We start from the raw sequence: 17,741 nt of genomic DNA on the forward strand, positions 1-17,741 counted from the left end.
TGTGCACCATACCTAGCGAAGTGCGGTGACAGGTTCCATGCGGGCGGCGCGCAGGGCCGGGTAGAGGCCCGCGAGCAGCCCGACGACGGCCCCGGCGGCGGGGGCCAGCACGGCCAGCCGTACGTCCAGGACGGGCGTCCACTGCTTGACGGCACAGACGGTGACGATCACCACGATCCCCACCGAAGCGCCTATGATCCCGCCGGTCAGCCCCGTGAGGGTGGATTCCAGCAGGAACTGCGCGGCGATGTGGCGGCGGGCGGCGCCGAGCGCGCGGCGCAGGCCGATCTCGGAGACCCGTTCCATCACCGTCACCAGTGTGACGTTGGCGATGCCGACCGCGCCCACGACCAGCGAGACCAGCCCGAGGATCAGGAACAGGGCGTTCACGTCGCCCTCCACCGCGTCGCGCGCCCGGGTCGGGCTGGGTGGCGAGATGACCTGGAGCAGCGCCTCGTTGCCGGGGCTGAGCGCGGCCGGGGCCTGCCCGGCGATCAGCTCCGCGGCCCCGACCGAGGTGTTGACCAGCACCCGGGTCACGGTGCCCAGGCCGTAGCGCGCGCCGGTCGTCGGCGGCAGGATGACCGCGCTGGTCAGGCTCTTCTCCCGCTGCGGGTCCCCGAGCACGCCGATCACCGTGTACGCCCGGTTGCCGATGAAGACGGCCGGCGCCCGGGTCAGCCGGGTGATGCCCAGCAGCTCGGCCGCGTTCCGGCCGAGGACGACGACCTCGTCCCCGCGGGTGATGTGCCCGGCGTCGAAGTAGCGTCCCTCGATCATCCGGCCCTTGACCGCCGCCGGCAGGCCGGGCCCGCTGGAGACCACGGTCAGCGTCTGGTCGGTCACCCGGGACGGGTCCACGACGTCGTTCGAGCGTACGACGAGGTTGGCGCTCTGGTCCGACTCGGCCAGCGCGGCGGCCGAGACCACCCCGCGCAGCCGGCTCACCCGGCCGACGTCGGCCCAGCCGACCAGGGGGAACGGGTTCGCCGGCACCTCGACCGTGACGGAGGTGGCGGTCAGCTCGTCGAAGCGGCCGACGATCTGGTTGCCCGCCGTGGCGGCGACGCCGAGGGTCACCACGAGCGTGGTGATGCCCAGCACCGTGCCCAGCGTGGTCAGGGCCGAGCGCACCGGGCGGGCCAGCAGGCCCGCCATCGACTCGGTCAGCAGGTCGCGCGGGTGCACGTCTACTCCTCCGTGAGGACGCCGTCGGTGATGCGCACCCGGCGTCCGGCCCGGTCGCTCACCTCGGTCTCGTGGGTGATGACGACGATGGTCATCCCTTGGGCGCGCAGCTCGTCGAACAGGTCGAGCACGGCGTCGGTGTTCCTGCTGTCGAGGTTGCCGGTGGGCTCGTCGCACAGCAGCAGCGACGGCCCGCCGAGGAGGGCGCGGGCGATGGCGGCACGCTGCCGCTCGCCGCCGGACAGCCTGCCGGGCAGGAAGCCCGTCCGGTGCGACAGCCGTACCCGTTCCAGGGCGCTCATCGCGCGCTCCCGCCGTCCGGCGCGCGGCGCGGCGCCGTAGACCTCGGCCAGCATGACGTTCTCCAGTACGGTGCGGTGCGGCAGCAGGTGGAAGGACTGGAAGACGAAGCCGATCCGGCTGCCGCGTACGGCGGTGCGCACGCCGTCCTTCAGGGTGGTGGTCTCGATGCCGTCGAGCCGGTAGCTGCCGCCGGTCGGCCGGTCGAGCAGGCCGAGGGTGTTGAGCAGGGTCGACTTCCCCGACCCCGACGGGCCGACGACGGCGACGTAGTCCGACCGTTCGACCCGCAGGTCGACGGCGGACAGCGCCCTGACGGGCGGGTCGGCGGGGAACTCCTTGGTCAGGCCGCTCAGCAGGATGACCGGCTCAGGCACTGTTGATCACCACCTGGTCTCCCGGCTTGAGGTCGCCGGTCACCTCCACGGCTCCGTCGGCGGACAACCCGGTACGCACCTCGACCTCCCTGGTCCGGTCGGCCGCGGTCGCCACCTGCACCCTGGCCCTGCCGTCCGCGGCCGTGACGACCGCCGCGACGGGCACCACGAGCACCTCCCGGTCGGTCGCGCCGATGGTCACGCGGACCGTGACGGGCGCGCCGGCGAGCTTCTTGAGCCCCTTCATCGAGACCGGCGTGATCGCCACCGGCACGGCGCCCTTCGCGTCGCGTCCGCCGATCGAGGTCACCGTGCCGGGAACGGTCGTGCCGGCCTCGGTCTCGATGTCGGCCGCCAGCCCCGCCTTGACCCGTCCGGCCTCGGCCACGTCCAGCGAGCCGGACACCACGAAGGCGGAGCCGGTGACCGTGGCGACCGCCCGGTCCACCGTCTCGCCCGCCTTGACGGCCGGTTTGTGCAGGCGGACGGGCAGTTTGGGCAGGAAGACGACCTCTCCCGGCGGCACGGTCGTCCCGTACGTCCGGGAGAACTCGGCCAGCATCGCCCGCGCCGACGCCAGGTCGCTGCGTGCGCCGGCCACCTTCAGCTCGGCGGGGGAGAGCTGCCTGGCCTGCCGGAGCGCCTGCTCGGCGGTCAGGACGGCCTCGCGCGCCGTCCGTACGTCCTTCTTCAGCTCGGTCAGCCGTCGCGCCCGCGCGAGCCCGGCCTCCTCCCGTACGCGGTCCAGGGCCGTCCGGGCGGCGGCCAGGTCGGCCCGCGCGTTGGCGACCCGGAGCTCGGCCAGGCGGGTGTCGGCGGGTGACCCCAGGGTGGGTGCGGCTGTGGGGGCGTTCGTGGGGCTCGCCGTGGGGTCCGCCGGGGCGGTGGGTTTCGCGGTGGCCTGGGCGAGCTCCTGCTGCGCGGTCAGCAGCCTCTCCTCGGCCGCCCGTACGGCGCTCTCGGCGGCCTCGACCTTGGCCTCGTCCTCGGCGCTGCGGTCCTGGGCCCGCTCCCTGTCCAGTGCCCGTTCGGCCGCCCGCTGGTCCTGCCGGGCGTTGGCGAGCCTGACCTTCAGCGGGAGCACGTCCCGGCCCTGGTCGAGGGCCTTGCGCTCGGTGGCCAGCACTTCCCGCGCGGTCCGTACGGACCGGAGCAGCTCCTCGCGCTTCTCCCGCAGCTCCAGCGTGGGCTGCTGGGCCTCGTAGCCCCGCTTGGCGTAGAAGCGCGACAGCGCGGCGACGGTCGCCCGGTCGAACACCCCGGTCAGCGGCACGCGGTGGCCGAGCCTGCGCAGCGCCTTCTGCAACTGCTCGACGTCGGCCCCCTCGGCGCCGGGGACGATGCCCCGGTGCATCGGCACCCGTCCCGACAGGACGAACACCGGGCGCCCGTTCACCTCCATCAGCACCGCGCCCTCCGCGAGCGTGCCCCGGCGGGGAGCGCGGGTGGCGCGCTGGACGGTCTCGCCGCCGCCCACCGTCCCCGCCAGCGACACCGGGTAGGGCGAGCCGTACTCCAGCGTGCCGCTGACCACGACGGTGGCGACCAGCTTGCGCCGCTCGACCTCGACGGTGACCAGCGACGGTTTGGGCGGTCTGCGCGCCGCCGCCTCGTCAGCCGGGGAACGCAGCAGGGTGCCCACCCCCCACCCGGCCGCCGCGACCACCACGACCACGGCCAGGACGACCAGCAGCTTGCCACGGGGAGTACGCATCACCGCTCTTGGAACCCGTACTTCACCCTGGCCTCATTGGTGAGCCGCCGTTGCTGGGGGATGAACGCGGCGTAGAAGTCCTTGCCGCACTCCAGGTCCGCCAGCGCCGACCTGATCTCCTTGGCCAGGTACGGCCGCGCCGCCTCCGCCGTGACCTTGCCCGCCTTCGCCAGCCGGTCGGCCTGCTCGCCCCACACCGTCATCCCGCGCGCGCTCAGCGCCAGCGGCCTGGCCGAGGGCACCCGCTCACCCTTGGACTTCAGGCACTCGGCGAACGGCGCGGCCAGCTCCAGCAGCTTGGGGTCGCCGTCGAGGGACTTGTCGATGTTCTCGATCTCGGTGCTCATCTGGTCCTGGTAATCGGCGACCGAGGTGACCTTGAGGCCGTCCACCTGGCGCAGGGCGGTGACGCGGCACTCGTTCATGGTCTTGACGTACGCGGCCCGCGCGCTGCCCGAGAGCGCGTCGATCGTGGCCTGGTTGGGGTCCGGCGCCCGCGTCTCCCGCGGCTTCGGGTAGACGATGGCGGAGAAGACGCCGAAGCCGTACTTGGCGCGGTCGGCCTTCATCGCGCCGTACTCGGCGGGCTCGGCCTCGACCCTGGCCGGTCCGGAGACCGAGGGGGTGTAGGCGAAGCCCTTCTGCTTCATGCACGTGGCGATGACGGTCTCCCGTTCGCGTACCTTGCCCGCCGCCGTGCTCCCGCCGCCGGCCGCCGGGTCCGGGTCTCCCGCCGGCGCGCCTCCGCAGCCGGTCAGCACCGCCAGGACGAGCAGACCGCACACCAGCACACGCATCAGGGGCTCCTTGTCGGTGGGAACGCGCCGCCCGTGCGGCGCGGTGGCCACTCTGGAGGCCGTACGCGTCCGTCCCGCGTCCGCTGTGTATCCCGGGACGCTCAGCCGTGTATCCGCCGTGCATCAAAGCCACCACCGGCGACATTTGCGACACCCGTAACGGCGATATTCGCGGACGGCTGGCCATCACATAGGCTGAACCATCATGAGTACGGCAGAGCCTCCGAAACGCGGGGGATTGCGCGGCTTCTTCAGCCGGCTGGCCACCACCCAGTCCGAGATCGAGGCCCAGGAACTGCGGGAAGACGCCGACGAGGTGGGCGCGACCCCCATCGTGTCGTGTGGCGGGCGCCGCAGGTTCTGCGTAGCGGGTACGCTACGTACGGTGACATTGCGTCCGAGGGGCGGCGCCCCCGCCCTGGAGGCCGAGCTGTACGACGGGTCCGACGTGATCGATCTCGTCTGGCTCGGCCGCCGCAAGATCGCCGGCATCGAGCCCGGCCGCACGGTCAAGGCCGAGGGCCTGGTCAGCATGCAGGACGGGCGCAAGGTGATGTTCAATCCGCGATACGAACTGCGCCCAGGGAGTTGATCAGGTGAGTGCTGAGGCGGAAGAGGTCGCGCACGACACTGTCGAGGCGGCCGTGCGAGCCCAGCTCGCCAAGGCGTTCGGCGGGGTCCGGGGCATCATCGAGGCCGCGGTGCCGACGATCGCCTTCACGGTGTCGTGGATCGCCACCGAGGAGCTCAAGCTGTCGCTCATCGTCAGCGTCTCGCTGTCGGTGGTGCTCCTGCTTGCCAGAGTGCTCCAGCGGTCGACGCCGCAGTTCGTGATCAACAGCCTGATCGGCATCGCGATCGGCGCGTTCTTCGCCAGCCGCACCGGCAACGCGAAAGACTACTTCCTGCCCGGCATCCTGTGGAACGGCGCGTACTCGGTGGGCATGTTGTTGTCCATCGTCACCCGCTGGCCGGTCGTCGGCTTCCTCATCGGCTCGGTCACCAACGACCCGGTGGGCTGGCACAAAGACCCCGGCGTCGTCCGCCTGTGCACGCGGCTGACCTGGCTCCTCATGGTGCCGTGCGTGGTGCGGGTGGCGGTGCAGGGTCCCGTCTACCTGTTCGGCGGCGGCGACCAGGCGGTGGCCGCGCTCGGCTTCGCCAAGATCGTGATGGGCTGGCCCCTCCAGGTGGCGGCCCTGGCCGCGATGCTCTGGCTGCTCGGCCGCGGCCGCACCCCCATCAAGCCCCCCGTCGCCCCCGCCTGACCTCGACCCGTCGCCCCTGCCCGCTCGGTCGGCCATGATTCCCGGATGACGTACGACGAAGGCCCGCTGGCCGGGCGGGTGGCGGTGGTGACCGGGGTGAGCCGCCGGGCCGGGATCGGCTTCGCGGTCGCGCGCGAGCTGCTGGCGTGCGGCGCGCGGGTGGCGGTGCAGTCCTGGACCCCGCACGACGCCGGGCAGCCGTGGGGCAGCGACCCGGCGGGCATCGACGGCGTGCTCGACGCCCTGGGCGGCACGGGTGACCGGCTGCTGCACATCGAGGCGGACTTCGCCGACCCGGCGGCCCCCGCGTACGTGATGGAGCGGGCCGCGAGCCGGTTCGGGCATGTCGACGTGCTGGTCGCCAACCACGCGCGCAGCTCCAAGCAGTCGCTGGAGGAGGTGACCGCGGCGGAGCTCGACCTGGCGTGGGCGGTCAACGCGCGGGCCAGTGTGCTGCTGACGCAGGCGTTCGCCGCCCGGCACGACGACCGGCGTCCCGGTGGGCGGGTGGTGCTGTTCACCTCCGGTCAGCATTTGGGGCCGATGCCGGACGAGCTGCCGTACGCGATCAGCAAAGGCGCGATCCACCAGATGACGCTCAGCCTCGCCGACGCGCTCGCCGATCGCGGCATCACCGTCAACTGCGTCAACCCGGGCCCGGTCGACACGGGCTGGGCGGGCCCCGAACTGGCCCGCCAGGTCGGGACCGCGCTCCCGGCAGGCCGGTGGGGCCGTCCGGAGGAGGCCGCCCGGCTCGTCCGCTGGCTCGCCACGGACGAGGCCGCCTGGATCACCGGCCAGGTGATCAACTCCGAAGGCGGCTTCCGCCGCTGGTCCAAATAGCCCCGAACCCCGCAGCCCCGGCCCCTGGGCTCGCGCCCCGGCCTCTCGGCCTCCGGGGCTTGGACCTGCCTCCGGGCTCGGGCCACGGGGCTCGCCCCCGGCCTCAGAGCCACTCGAACGTCTGAACCCCCTGCACACCACCGAACCACCCCGCTGCCCCCCAGCCTGCCCCTGGAGGCCCAGCTCCCAGGAGCCGGCGCCCCGCCAGCTGCCCCCGCAGTCCGGCCCTCTGGGGAGCCACTGACGGCGTCGTCGGCCCGTCCCCCTGAAGGCGCGGCGTGTGGGAGGTGCTGCTGGAACGTTCCTGCGCGTCTGAGCCTGGCGGTTTCACCGTTCGGGGCGATGGCGGGCGGGGGTGGCGCACTATCGCTCGCAAGCTCGGAGGGCCGGCGCCCGGAAATTCCCCGATGTAGTCGGCCCGCCCTCTGGTGGGAGAGGGGGTCCGTGGCGGGCTTGGGTGGTCTGAGGGGGAGTGAGGGCGTGGGAGTGTGGGTGGGTGAGGGGTGGGCTTGTGGTCAGGTTGGTGTCGTGGGTGTGGGGGGTGCTCGGCGGGCGGGTGCGGTGGCGGGTGTTGTGGCTCACGCACGCCACCTTCATGGTCGGCGTCACCGGCCTCGTACGCGACCCCGACGGCCGCGTGCTCGTACTGCGCCACCGCCTGTGGCAGGAGGGGCGGCAGTGGGGCTTCCCCACGGGGTTCGCCAAGCGGGGCGAGACGTTCGAGGGCACGGTGGAGCGCGAGGTGTTCGAGGAGACCGGCCTGCGCGTACGCACCGGGCGGCTGCTGCGCGTACGCAGCGGGTTCGGGCTGCGGGCCGAGGTGGCCTACGAGGCCGCGCTCATCGGCGGAACGCTCCGGATCGACCCGCTGGAGATCCTCGAAGCCCGCTGGGTCACCCCTGACGACCTGCCCGAGGGCCTCCAGGCCGCCCACCGCGAGCTGCTCATCCCGCGTACGCCCAGCCAGACCACCGACTGACCGCGACCACGACCACGGGCCCCTCGGGCGGACGCCCGCGGTACTGCTCGTACTTGCCGGCCAGCGCCCGCAGGGCGGCGTCGTGGCCGGGTTCGCGTACGGTCGCCGTGCCGTCGGCGCGCGCCCACCACAGCTTGGTCCAGTCGTCGTCGTAGTGGTCGGCGAGCAGGCTGACCCGCGGGTTGGCGCGGATGTTGCGCAGCCGCCGCAGGTCGTACGTGGCCTTCGGCTTGTGGTCGATCGCGAAGACCACGTCGTCGCCGAGGACGGCGAAGGTGACCGGCACCAGGTGCGGCACCCCGCCCGCGTCGGCCGTCGCCAGACGGGCGACGCGGGCGTGCTCGAACAGCGACCGGGCGCGGCCGGCGTGCAAGCTCGTGCTCAGCGCTGCGAGAGCAGGTGGGCGAGCTCCTGCTCGACCTCCTGGCTGGCCACGAACAGCAGCTCGTCACCGGCCTCCAGCGGGTCGTCCGCGGTCGGCACCAGCACCCGGCCCTCGCGCAGGATCGCCACCAGCGCCGAGTCGACCGGCCACGGCACCGAGCCGGCCCGCTGGCCCACGACCGGCGCGTCCTCGGCCAGGGTCAGCTCCACCAGGTTGGCCTGGCCCTGGCGGAACGTCATCAGGCGCACCAGGTCGCCGACGCTGACCGCCTCCTCCACCAGCGCGCTCAGCAGGCGCGGCGTCGAGACGGCGACGTCGACGCCCCACGACTCGTTGAACAGCCACTCGTTGTTGGGGTGGTTGATGCGGGCCACCACGCGCGGCACGCCGTACTCGGTCTTGGCCAGCAGCGACACGACGAGGTTGACCTTGTCGTCGCCGGAGGAGGCCACCACGACGTGGCAGTTGCTGAGCCCGGCCTCGTCGAGGGAGGCGATCTCGCAGGCGTCGGCGAGCAGCCACTCGGCGCGCGGCACACTGTCGATCTTGATGGCCCGCGGGTCCACGTCGATCAGCAGGACCTCGTGGCCGTTCTCCAGCAGCTCGGAGGCGATGGAACGGCCCACGGCGCCCGCGCCGGCGATGGCGATGCGCATCAGTCGTCCTCTTCCGGCGCCGCGGCGAGCACCTTGTTGATCCGGTCCATGTCGTTCTCGGCCGCGATGACGTGGAGCAGGTCGCCCTCCTGCACCACGGTGTCGTCCTTGATGGTCAGGGCCTCGCCCATGCGGGTGATGAAGCCCACGCGGGCGCCTGCGCGGGCTTCGAGGTCGACGACACGGGTGGCGATCCAGGCCGGGTTGGCGTTGACCTCGGCCAGCACGACCGTGCCCGTGGGGTCGCGCCACAGCGGCTCGGCGCCCTCGGGCAGGATGCGGCGCAGGATCTGGTCGGCCGTCCAGCGCACGGTGGCCACCGTGGGGATGCCCAGCCGCTGGTAGACCTCGGCCCGCCGGGGGTCGTAGATGCGGGCGACCACGTTGTCGACGCCGAACGTCTCGCGGGCCACCCGGGCGGAGATGATGTTGGAGTTGTCGCCGCTGGAGACCGCGACGTAGGCGGTCGCCGACTCGATGCCGGCCTCGGTGAGCACGTCGCGATCGAAGCCGACGCCGGTCACCCGCCGCCCGCGGAAGCCCGCGCGCAGGCGACGGAACGCCTGCGGGTCGCGGTCGATGATGGCGACGGAATGGCCGCTGTCCTCGAGGATGTGGGCGAGGGTCGAACCGACCCTGCCGCATCCCATGATCACTATATGCATACTCCCCCGCACTCCGCGGTCGGCCGGTTGCTCGACACCAGTATGGCCCGATGGGGGAGCGCCTCGTTTAGGACGCCGGCATGCGGCTAGCATCTCGTTACGTGGCGAAGGTAACGGATCTTGTCAAACGCGTGCTCGTGGGGCGCGCCCTGCGTAGCGGGCAGCTCCACGAGCAACTCCTGCCCAAACGCATCGCCCTGCCGGTCTTCGCCAGTGACGCGCTGTCCTCGGTGGCCTACGCCCCGCAGGAGATTTTGGTCATCCTGTCGCTGGCCGGAGTCTCGTTCTATTCCTACAGCCCCTGGATCGCCATCGCCGTCGTGGTGGTGATGCTCACCGTCGTGGCGTCGTACCGGCAGAACGTGCACGCCTACCCCAGCGGCGGCGGCGACTACGAGGTGGCCACCACCAACCTCGGCAAGAACGCCGGGCTCACCGTCGCCAGCGCCCTCATGGTCGACTACGTGCTGACCGTCGCCGTGTCGGTGGCCAACGGCGTCGACTACGTGGGCGCGACGATCCCCTTCGTGGCCGAGCACCGCCCGGTGATCGCCATCGTCATCGTGATCCTGCTCACCGTGGTCAACCTGCGCGGCATCCGCGAGTCCGGCGCCGCCTTCGCCGTCCCCACGTACGCCTTCATGTTCGCGGTGATCGGCCTGGTCGCGTGGGGCGGCATACGGCTGCTGGTGTTCGGCGACGAGCTGCGGGCGCCCAGCGCCGGGTTCACGATCCGGCCCGAGCAGACCAACCTGGCCTCCTTCGCCGCGGCCTTCCTGATCCTGCGCGCCTTCTCCTCCGGCTGCGCCGCGCTGACCGGCGTCGAGGCCATCAGCAACGGCGTGCCCGCCTTCCGCAAGCCCAAGAGCAAGAACGCCGCCACGACCCTGCTCATGATGGGCCTGATCGCCATCACCATGTTCGGCGGCATCATCGCGCTCGGCCTGGCCTCCGGCGTACGGGTGGCCGAGCCGAGCGTCGTCGCCGAGGACCTGCTCGGGCTCGACGGCAAGCCCGTCGGAGAGGGTTACTACCAGCAGCCGATCATCTCCCAGGTGGCCGACGCGGTGTTCGGGGGCGGCTCGCTGCCGTTCGTGGTGATCTCCGCGGTGACCGCGCTCATCCTGTTCCTGGCCGCGAACACCGCCTTCAACGGCTTCCCCGTGCTCGGCTCGATCCTCGCCCAGGACCGATACCTGCCCCGCCAGCTCCACACCCGCGGCGACCGGCTGGCCTTCTCCAACGGCATCATCATCCTGGCGCTCGGCGCCTGCCTGTTGCTGTGGGGTTTCCAGGCCGACGTCAGCCGCCTGCTCAACCTCTACATCGTCGGCGTGTTCGTCTCCTTCACGCTCAGCCAGACCGGCATGGTCATCCACTGGACCCGTCACCTGAAGACCGAGACCGACCGCCAGGTCCGCCACCAGATGCAGCGCTCCCGCGTGATCAACTTCTTCGGCGCCATCATGACCGGCCTGGTGCTGATCGTCGTGCTGCTGACGAAGTTCCTGGTCGGGGCGTGGATCGTGGTCATCGCGATGCCGGTGTTGTTCCTCATGATGAAGGGCATCCGCCGCCACTACGACAAGGTCGCGGCCGAGCTGGAGATCACCGACGAGTACGAGCCCACCATGCTGCCCGCGCGCAACCACGCGATCGTGCTCGTCTCCAAGATCCACAAGCCGACCATGCGCGCGCTCGCCTACGCCCGCGCCACCCGTCCCTCCTCGCTGGAGGCGATCACCGTGGGCGTCGAGGGCGAGGAGGCGCGCCAGCTCCAGGAGGAGTGGGAGCGGCGCGGCATCCCGGTGCCGCTGAAGATGCTCGACTCGCCCTACCGCGAGATCACCCAGCCCATCCTCGACTACGTCAAGACCCTGCGCCGCCGCTCGCCGCGCGACGTCGTCACCGTCTTCATCCCCGAGTACGTCGTCGGCCACTGGTGGGAGCACCTGCTGCACAACCAGAGCGCGCTGCGGCTGAAGGCCAGGCTGCTGTTCAAGCCGGGCGTCATGGTGACCAGCGTGCCCTGGCAGCTCCACTCCTCCGACCGGCTCAAGGGCCGGCCCGAGCCGTACGCGCCGGGCGCGGTGCGCCGCCCGTGGCACCAGACGGTCCAGGACGAGGAGCAGATCAAGGCGCGCTGATCAGCGCCCGCAGCCGCCAGGTGTCGTCCGTGGTCCAGCCCCGCGGCGCGGCGACGGCGACCCACCCGTCCACGATGTTGCCGCCGTAGCGGTGGCCGTGGCCGGGCGGCACGGACATCGCCGCCGTCATGTCCACCAGCACCTGCCAGAACGTCACCAGCGGGAACCAGTTCATCTGCGGGTTCACCCCCGGCCCCCGCGGGCCCTCCAGCCAGGCGGGCCGGTGGTAGAGCAGCGTGGGCGACCACCATACGACGGGGTCGGTGGCGTTCTGGAGGTAGACCACCCGGGGCAGCGGCCACGGCCCCTGGGGCAGGGACAGGTCGGCCGGATGCTGGGCGAAGCGGGCCGTCCGGCCCGACTGGTAGACCGGCCGCCACACGGGGCTGCCGGGGTCGCGGTGGGTCGTCAGGTGGTGCCAGATGTGGTTGGCGTTCGGCGGGCCGACGAACAGCGCGCCGTCGGTCCGTCCCGCAAGGTCGTCCAGGTCGCGGAAGGAGCCCTCCAGCTCGTACGAGCCCAGGCTCTCGCCGGAGACCAGCAGCCGGGGCCGCGCGGCCGGCGGGAGCCGTTCCCACCTGGCGTACACGGCCTCGAACAGGGCCCGGCCCGCGGCCGCCGCCTTGTCCTTGTCGGCCAGGAACGACACCCAGCTCGGCAGGTAGGAGTACTGCAGCGCGACCAGGGCGGTGTCGCCGTTGTACATGAACTCCAGCGAGTGGGCGATGTGCTGGTCCACCCAGCCGGTGCCGGTCGTGCCGAGCACCGCGAGCACCGGACGGCCGAACCCGCCCGTCCGCTCCAGCTCGCGTACGGCCACCGCGGCCTGCGCCTGGGGCGAGGAGGCGGCGCCGAGGCCGACGTACACGCGGACGGGCTCGGTCGCCGGCCGGCCGGAGAAGGCGGTCAGCTGGGGGACCGTGGCGGCGGTGCCGGTGAATCGGCGGCCCTCCCGTCCCAGGGACTCCCACGTCACCAGCGAGCCCGGCCCGCCCGACACCTTGTCGGAGTCCGGCCTGCGCACACCCGGATGGGTGCCCTTGTTGGTGACCGAGGAGACGTCGCTCACCGTGTTGACGAACCCGGAGAACAACACGTCGTTGGCGAACACCGCGACCAGCGCGGCGATGATCAGCACCCCGGCCACGTGGCCCACGTAGGCGGGGACGTACCGGTCGAGCCAGTCGATCAGCCTGCGGCCGCCCAGGCGTACGAGCCGGGCCACCAGCAGGCACAACGCGAACAGCGTGACCGCCACCGCGAGGATCACCGGCGGGAACCAGGTGATCCGGGTGTCCATGCCCATGAGCGCCCGTACGTCGCGCTGCCAGTCGATGCTGTACCACAGCGCCACGACGCCCAGCCCGCAACAGCCGCCCACCATCACCTGCCAGGCGGTCCGCCGCGCCGGCTCGGGCAGCCGGTACGGGATCACCGCCCGCCCGAGCGCCCCCAGCGTCGCCCCCACCGCGTAGCCGAGGATGCCGGTGATCGCGCCCATCACGCCCTGGAACAACCACGTGCGCGGCAACAACGAGGGCGTCAGCGAGGCGCAGGCGAACAGCGTGGCCAGCAGCGTGCCCCCGAATCCGAGCCGCCGGCGCACCACCCGACCTCTGTCCATCATCACCTAGAGTATTGAATCAAGTCCGAATAGTAGTCATGTGGGTGGTGGCGCGGGGCACGCGGCCGTCGCGTGTGGCGGCTCACCATAGGGTGGGGGTGTGGAACAGGCATCTCTGGAGCTGACGGTAGGTCCGGTCGCGCATGGCGGCTGGTGTGTGGCGCGCCACGAAGGGCGGGTGGTCTTCGTCCGGCACGCGTTGCCCGGTGAGCGGGTGATCGCCGACGTGACCGAGGAGACGACCCGGTTCCTGCGCGCCGACGCCGTGGAGATCCTGGAGCCCTCGCCCGACCGCGTCGTCCCGCCCTGCCAGTACGCCGGCCCCGGCCGCTGCGGCGGCTGCGACTGGCAGCACGCCACCCTGGAGGCGCAGCGCCGGCTCAAGGCCCAGGTCGTGGCCGAGCAGCTCCACCGCCTGGCGGGCATCGAGCGCGAGGTCGTCGTGGAGGAGGTGCCCGGCGCCAAGGACGGGCTCGGCTGGCGCACCCGCGTGCAGTTCGCCGCCACGCCCGCCGGTGAACTGGGCTTCCGCCGCCACCGTTCGCACGAGATCGAGGTCGTCGACGCCTGCCTGATCGCCCATCCCGAGGTCGAGGCGGTCGCGGCGGAGGACCACGAATGGCCGGGCGCGGCGGGCATCGAGGTCATCGCCTCCGCCGCCGGCGACCGTGCCGTGGTGGTCTCGCCGCGCCCGCGGCGCAGCGTGACCGTGCCCGAGCTCGACGCGCCCGCCTCGATCCTGCTCGACCAGGGCAAGGGCCGTACCGTGCCGCGGCGCGGCTCGGGCGTGCTGCGCGAGCACGTGGGCGACCGCGAGTTCCGGGTGGCCGGCAGCGGCTTCTGGCAGGTGCATCCGGGGGCGGCCGAGACGCTGCTCGACGCGGTGCTGGCCTACGCCGCCCCCGAGCCGGGGGAGTGGGCGCTCGACCTCTACTGCGGGGTCGGCCTGTTCGCGGCCGGGCTGGCCGAAGCGGTGGGGCCGGAGGGCGCGGTGTTCGGGCTGGAGTCCGACGCGGCGGCCGTCCGCGACGCCCGCGCCAACCTACGCGACCTGCCGCAGGCCAGGATCGAGCGCGGCCGGGTCGAGGAGGCGCTCGACCGGTTCCAGATCGAGCGCGCCGACCTCGTGGTGGTCGACCCGCCGCGGGCGGGGCTCGGGCGCGAGGTCGTCGAGCGCGTCGCCGCCCTTGAGGCGCTGCGCATCGTCTACGTCTCCTGCGACCCCGCGACGCTGGCCAGAGACCTCAAGTGGCTGGGCGAGCTGGGCTACGAGCTGACCGACCTGCGCGCCTTCGACGCCTTCCCGATGACCCACCACGTGGAGTGCGTGGCGCTGCTGGTGAAGCGCTGATTCGTGGCCCTGACCAGCAGCGGGACAACAGGATAAGTTCCACGACGCGTCAGGTTGATTCTGGATATTCCAAGATCATGACGTATGTACAGCGCACGATCGAGAAACGCCTCGCCATCGAGATCCGGTGACGGGGCGTCCTCGTGCTGCAGATCGGTCGGCCCTCATCGTCATCGGGAGGCCGGCCGACGAACGACCCGACATTCAGCCGGTGCCTGTCCGACCGTCGTCTGCGACCAGGCCGTGTTTCATTTTGTCGCATCGGGTTGCCATGCCGCCGTTAAGCAGGTTGATGCCGCACTCCATAGCGTGGCGCAGTCGGTAGATCGTGGGGCGAATGCGGGCGGGCTGCGGCCCTCCCAGGACCCGCCCGGACCGGGTCCTGGCCGACAAGGCCTACTCCAGAAAGGCCAACCGGACTCATCTGCGCCGGCGTGGGATCAAGGCGTGCATTCCGAGCAAGGCCGACCAGGACGCCCACCGCAGGGCCAAGGGCCGATGATGCGATCGCCGTCCTGCTTCCAGCGGCGCATCACCTCGACCGCTTCGGGGAGCATGCCGTTGACGGGTCCCGTTCCGCAGTCGATACGGCGGACGTACAGGCCGAGCGGGATGGAGATCGCGTGGGCGTCCGCCTTGCTGTACTGACAGGTTCGCAGTCGGTGTCGAGGACGATCCAGCCGTCGCCGTCCCACCCGTCCGGGCAGGGCCGGGCAGCAGGGTGAAACCCAGGACAGCGGGTGGGGTTACCGTCACTCGAAGCAGAGAACTTCGACCCGTGACCGCAACGGCTCGCCAAGGCGATGGCACGAGACGAGGAAGGCCGCTCATGCCCAAATACCTGCTGCAATCCACCTACACCACAGAGGGCCTCCGGGGGCTGCTACGAGACGGCGGCAGCGCACGTCGGCAAGCGGTCGATCGCCTGGCGCAAAGCGTCGGCGGGCGAGTCGAGCAGATGTATTTCGCGTTCGGCGAGACGGACACGTATGTGATCCTCGATCTGCCGAGCAATGCGGCCTCGGCCGCGCTGGCTCTCGCTGTTTCGGCGTCTGGGGCTGTGCGGACGAACACGATCGTCCTGCTGACGCCGGAGGAGGTCGACGAGGCCACGCGAACCGAGGTCGCCTACCGGGCTCCTGGCTCGTGACGGCAGAGCGGTCGCAGGCGCGGCGACGGCCTGTACGGCTTCCTCAGGACAGGTGAGACGTGCTCGCGCCGTCGCCGCGGCCCGTGCCGAGTGTGAGGCGGAGAGCATCCCCACAGAGAACTTTGAGCGCCTCTGGGCCGCTGAATGGGTGTTCCTCACATCTGCTCGCCTTGAACTGGGGCTTCCGGTGATCGCGAGGGACCAGATGACTCCTCTGGGGAAGAGTTCGCTGGAGTTGTGATCGCCACGTCTGCACCAGTTCGGCCGATGTGCTCAGCCAGACGTCGGACGGCCGGACGGTGAGTCGGGTGGTGATCATGGTGTGGTGTCTCCTGCGATGCCCATGTCGTGCGCGACCTTCGCGAACCGGACGCATGGTCGAAGACCATCGTGCACCGGCAGCGTACGGCGGCGCCTGGCGCGTGATCGCATCGCGGTAGCCTCCAACGATGCTGATTCGACGTGCTCCCGACGACCCATCACGTCGAGTGCGTGGCGCTGCCGGTCGCCGGGCGGCGGTGAGGGGCGGGCGGCCCCGAAGGCGTGACCTCATCGTGACGGTTTGCCGGAACGCCGGGGCGGCGAAGCTGTCTATCGTGCATCCATGGTCGCCTCCGGAGGCACGGGTCACTCAGGATCGGACAGGCCGCCGATGACGCCGCTGACGATGTGCCACCGGCACCTGCCCGGCGTGACGGTGATCGAGGTGCGCGGCGAGGTCGACGCCACCAACCACGAACTTTTACGCGAGCACGTCCGGTCGGCCAGGGCGCACCCGGCCGATCACGTGGTGTTCGACCTGAGCGCGATGACCTTCATGGACAGCGCGGGGCTGCACGTGCTGCTCGCCTGCCACCAGGACGCGGTGCGGCACGGCGCGCGGGTCCACCTGGCCGCCCCGCGGGGCGCCCCCGCCCGGCTGCTGGAGATCACCGGGGTCGACGCGCACCTACCGGTCTTCCCCACGACCGAGGCCGCCGTGGCCGCCGCGACCGGCCCGTCCCGCTGAGCCCGCCGTGACCGGCCCTTCCCGTTGAGCCCGCCGTGACCGGCCCGTTCCGCTGAGCCCGTCCCGTTGAGCCCGCCTTTGGTCACCCCCGCCGAGACCAAGGACGGACGCGCCGCCCGGGGAGGCGTCCCTAGCGTCGGAGCATGACGCAAACCACCCTCGCGGGCCGGGTTCAGGAGGTCGACGCCGTACGCGGGTTCGCGCTGGCGGGCATCCTGGTCGCCAACATCGGCTTCCTGTCCGACCCGGGGTACGCGCTGTCGGGCACCATGCCCGTCCCCGACGGTCCCGTGGCCCTGGCCGTCACCGCCTTCGTGCTGACGAAGTTCTACATCGTCTTCTCGTTCCTGTTCGGGTACTCCTTCACCCTCCAGATGCGCGCCGCCGAGCGGGCCGGGGCGAGCGTACGGGCCAGGACGCTGCGCCGGTGCCTGGCCCTGTTCGTCATCGGCCTGGCCCACGGCCTGTTGTTGTGGGTCGGCGACATCCTCACCCTGTACGCCGTGCTCGGAGTGGCCCTGCTGGCCCTGCGCGGGCTCAGACCCAGGACGGCCGTCATCGCCGGCTCGGCGATCATCGGCGTGCTGACCCTGCTCTGGCTGGCGCTGGCCTGGTTGACGACCCTCGACCCGGCCGCCGGGCAGCCCGTCGCGGCCGACCCGGCCGAGGCCGCCCGCGTGCTGGCCCTGGCCACCGGCGGCCCGCTGGACTTCCTGACGATGCAGACCGAGATCTACCCGCCGCTGGTGACCATGATCTGGATCTTCCAGGGGCCGACCGCGCTGGCCATGTTCCTGTTCGGGCTCGCGGCCGGCAAGTCCGGGCTGCTGGAGGGCCTGGCGAGCCGGTCCCGCCTGCTGAGCAGGGTGCAGTGGATCGGCTTCGGCGCCGGCCTGCCCGGCGGCCTCCTGTACGCCTGGAGCGCGAGCCGGGGCGGCGCCGCGGAACTGATCGGCAACGCGGTCAACACGATCACCTCGATCCTGCTGGCGGCCGCGTACGTCGCCACCCTGCTCCGGGTGATCGACCGGTTCCCGGCGGCGGGCCGCGTCCTGGCCGCCCCGGGACGGGTCGCCGCCTCCAACTACGTCGGCCAGTCGCTGCTCATCGCCCTGGTCTTCACCGGGTACGGCCTCGCGCTCGCGGGCAGGCTGTCACCCCTCGCGGTGATGGGCGTCGCCCTGGTGATCTACACCGTGCTCGTGTGGGCGAGCGGACGCTGGCTGCGCACCCACCGCCACGGCCCGGTGGAGTACGTCCTGCGCCGGATCACCCACTGGCGCTGAGG

17 protein-coding genes are annotated in these 17,741 nt (G+C 71.8%); 9 read left to right on the plus strand and 8 right to left on the minus strand.

From position 1 onward, the window contains the following. Positions 1–12 precede the first annotated feature (12 nt). The 4 genes from IEZ27_RS04680 to IEZ27_RS04695 are packed head-to-tail and all read right to left on the minus strand — an operon-like array spanning position 13 to position 4,376. Entirely contained in the window at positions 13–1,188 is a 1,176-nt protein-coding gene (locus IEZ27_RS04680) for an ABC transporter permease (protein WP_229823259.1), read from the minus strand. A 2-nt stretch (positions 1,189–1,190) separates the two neighbouring features. Continuing rightward, positions 1,191–1,865, minus strand: a complete 675-nt coding sequence (locus IEZ27_RS04685; RefSeq protein WP_189646082.1) for an ABC transporter ATP-binding protein — start codon at positions 1,863–1,865, stop codon at positions 1,191–1,193. Further along, positions 1,858–3,579, minus strand: a complete 1,722-nt coding sequence (locus IEZ27_RS04690; RefSeq protein ID WP_229823264.1) for a peptidoglycan-binding protein — start codon at positions 3,577–3,579, stop codon at positions 1,858–1,860. The genes IEZ27_RS04685 and IEZ27_RS04690 overlap by 8 nt, the downstream gene beginning before the upstream one ends. Then, complete coding sequence (locus IEZ27_RS04695; protein ID WP_189646084.1) at positions 3,579–4,376, minus strand: hypothetical protein; 798 nt, start codon at positions 4,374–4,376, stop codon at positions 3,579–3,581. The genes IEZ27_RS04690 and IEZ27_RS04695 overlap by 1 nt, the downstream gene beginning before the upstream one ends. A gap of 205 nt (positions 4,377–4,581) precedes the next feature. Here IEZ27_RS04695 and IEZ27_RS04700 point away from each other — a divergent pair, with 205 nt between their 5' ends. From IEZ27_RS04700 to IEZ27_RS04715, 4 genes are all read left to right on the plus strand, one after another. Beyond that, on the plus strand, positions 4,582–4,968 hold the full coding sequence (locus IEZ27_RS04700) for an OB-fold nucleic acid binding domain-containing protein (protein WP_103955393.1): 387 nt from the start codon (positions 4,582–4,584) through the stop codon (positions 4,966–4,968). Between the two features lie 4 nt (positions 4,969–4,972). Continuing rightward, complete coding sequence (locus IEZ27_RS04705; protein WP_229823268.1) at positions 4,973–5,644, plus strand: DUF3159 domain-containing protein; 672 nt, start codon at positions 4,973–4,975, stop codon at positions 5,642–5,644. Between the two features lie 45 nt (positions 5,645–5,689). Beyond that, complete coding sequence (locus tag IEZ27_RS04710) at positions 5,690–6,487, plus strand: SDR family oxidoreductase (protein WP_189646085.1); 798 nt, start codon at positions 5,690–5,692, stop codon at positions 6,485–6,487. 511 nt (positions 6,488–6,998) lie between these two features. Further along, entirely contained in the window at positions 6,999–7,466 is a 468-nt protein-coding gene (locus IEZ27_RS04715; protein WP_189646086.1) for an NUDIX domain-containing protein, read from the plus strand. On the opposite strand, the gene IEZ27_RS04720 is transcribed toward IEZ27_RS04715, so the two are convergent. The 3 genes from IEZ27_RS04720 to IEZ27_RS04730 are packed head-to-tail and all read right to left on the minus strand — an operon-like array spanning position 7,432 to position 9,172. Then, positions 7,432–7,839 carry a TIGR03668 family PPOX class F420-dependent oxidoreductase gene (locus tag IEZ27_RS04720; protein ID WP_189646087.1) on the minus strand — a complete coding sequence of 136 codons (408 nt, stop codon included), beginning with the start codon at positions 7,837–7,839 and terminating at the stop codon, positions 7,432–7,434. The genes IEZ27_RS04715 and IEZ27_RS04720 overlap by 35 nt on opposite strands. An 8-nt stretch (positions 7,840–7,847) precedes the next feature. Continuing rightward, entirely contained in the window at positions 7,848–8,507 is a 660-nt protein-coding gene (locus IEZ27_RS04725; RefSeq protein ID WP_189646088.1) for a potassium channel family protein, read from the minus strand. Beyond that, on the minus strand, positions 8,507–9,172 hold the full coding sequence (locus tag IEZ27_RS04730; RefSeq protein WP_189646089.1) for a potassium channel family protein: 666 nt from the start codon (positions 9,170–9,172) through the stop codon (positions 8,507–8,509). Before IEZ27_RS04730 ends, IEZ27_RS04725 begins: the two co-directional genes overlap by 1 nt. A 101-nt stretch (positions 9,173–9,273) precedes the next feature. Between IEZ27_RS04730 and IEZ27_RS04735 the strand changes: the two genes are divergently transcribed. Next, a complete protein-coding gene (locus IEZ27_RS04735) occupies positions 9,274–11,319 on the plus strand; it encodes an APC family permease (RefSeq protein WP_189646090.1) in 2,046 nt (681 codons plus the stop codon). On the opposite strand, the gene IEZ27_RS04740 is transcribed toward IEZ27_RS04735, so the two are convergent. After that, positions 11,306–12,946: an alpha/beta hydrolase gene (locus tag IEZ27_RS04740; RefSeq protein WP_189646091.1), complete on the minus strand. Its 1,641-nt coding sequence runs from the start codon at positions 12,944–12,946 to the stop codon at positions 11,306–11,308. The genes IEZ27_RS04735 and IEZ27_RS04740 overlap by 14 nt on opposite strands. A gap of 97 nt (positions 12,947–13,043) precedes the next feature. Between IEZ27_RS04740 and IEZ27_RS04745 the strand changes: the two genes are divergently transcribed. The 4 genes from IEZ27_RS04745 to IEZ27_RS04760 all read left to right on the plus strand — a co-directional run bounded on the left by IEZ27_RS04745 (position 13,044) and on the right by IEZ27_RS04760 (position 17,739). Continuing rightward, positions 13,044–14,294 (plus strand): class I SAM-dependent RNA methyltransferase, encoded by a 1,251-nt coding sequence (locus IEZ27_RS04745; protein ID WP_229823269.1) that lies wholly within the window; start codon positions 13,044–13,046, stop codon positions 14,292–14,294. 829 nt (positions 14,295–15,123) lie between these two features. Continuing rightward, positions 15,124–15,444: a GYD domain-containing protein gene (locus tag IEZ27_RS04750; RefSeq protein ID WP_189646092.1), complete on the plus strand. Its 321-nt coding sequence runs from the start codon at positions 15,124–15,126 to the stop codon at positions 15,442–15,444. A gap of 652 nt (positions 15,445–16,096) precedes the next feature. Further along, on the plus strand, positions 16,097–16,453 hold the full coding sequence (locus IEZ27_RS04755; protein WP_189646093.1) for an STAS domain-containing protein: 357 nt from the start codon (positions 16,097–16,099) through the stop codon (positions 16,451–16,453). A 143-nt stretch (positions 16,454–16,596) separates the two neighbouring features. Beyond that, positions 16,597–17,739, plus strand: coding sequence for a DUF418 domain-containing protein (locus IEZ27_RS04760; protein WP_189646094.1), 1,143 nt, complete (start codon positions 16,597–16,599; stop codon positions 17,737–17,739). The last annotated feature ends 2 nt before the right edge of the window (positions 17,740–17,741 follow it).

The organism is Nonomuraea spiralis (genome assembly GCF_014648435.1).
In the GTDB taxonomy this organism is placed as follows: domain Bacteria; phylum Actinomycetota; class Actinomycetes; order Streptosporangiales; family Streptosporangiaceae; genus Nonomuraea; species Nonomuraea spiralis.

Excerpts from the sequence above, each read along its gene's own strand:
- IEZ27_RS04740 (WP_189646091.1), bottom strand. The coding sequence starts at position 12,946 with ATGATGGACAGAGGTCGGGTGGTGCGCCGGCGGCTCGGATTCGGGGGC.
- IEZ27_RS04755 (WP_189646093.1), top strand. The coding sequence starts at position 16,097 with ATGACGCCGCTGACGATGTGCCACCGGCACCTGCCCGGCGTGACGGTG.
- IEZ27_RS04760 (WP_189646094.1), top strand. The coding sequence starts at position 16,597 with ATGACGCAAACCACCCTCGCGGGCCGGGTTCAGGAGGTCGACGCCGTA.
- IEZ27_RS04725 (WP_189646088.1), bottom strand. The coding sequence starts at position 8,507 with ATGCGCATCGCCATCGCCGGCGCGGGCGCCGTGGGCCGTTCCATCGCC.
- IEZ27_RS04700 (WP_103955393.1), top strand. The coding sequence starts at position 4,582 with ATGAGTACGGCAGAGCCTCCGAAACGCGGGGGATTGCGCGGCTTCTTC.
- IEZ27_RS04730 (WP_189646089.1), bottom strand. The coding sequence starts at position 9,172 with ATGCATATAGTGATCATGGGATGCGGCAGGGTCGGTTCGACCCTCGCC.
- IEZ27_RS04710 (WP_189646085.1), top strand. The coding sequence starts at position 5,690 with ATGACGTACGACGAAGGCCCGCTGGCCGGGCGGGTGGCGGTGGTGACC.
- IEZ27_RS04750 (WP_189646092.1), top strand. The coding sequence starts at position 15,124 with ATGCCCAAATACCTGCTGCAATCCACCTACACCACAGAGGGCCTCCGG.
- IEZ27_RS04695 (WP_189646084.1), bottom strand. The coding sequence starts at position 4,376 with ATGCGTGTGCTGGTGTGCGGTCTGCTCGTCCTGGCGGTGCTGACCGGC.
- IEZ27_RS04690 (WP_229823264.1), bottom strand. The coding sequence starts at position 3,579 with ATGCGTACTCCCCGTGGCAAGCTGCTGGTCGTCCTGGCCGTGGTCGTG.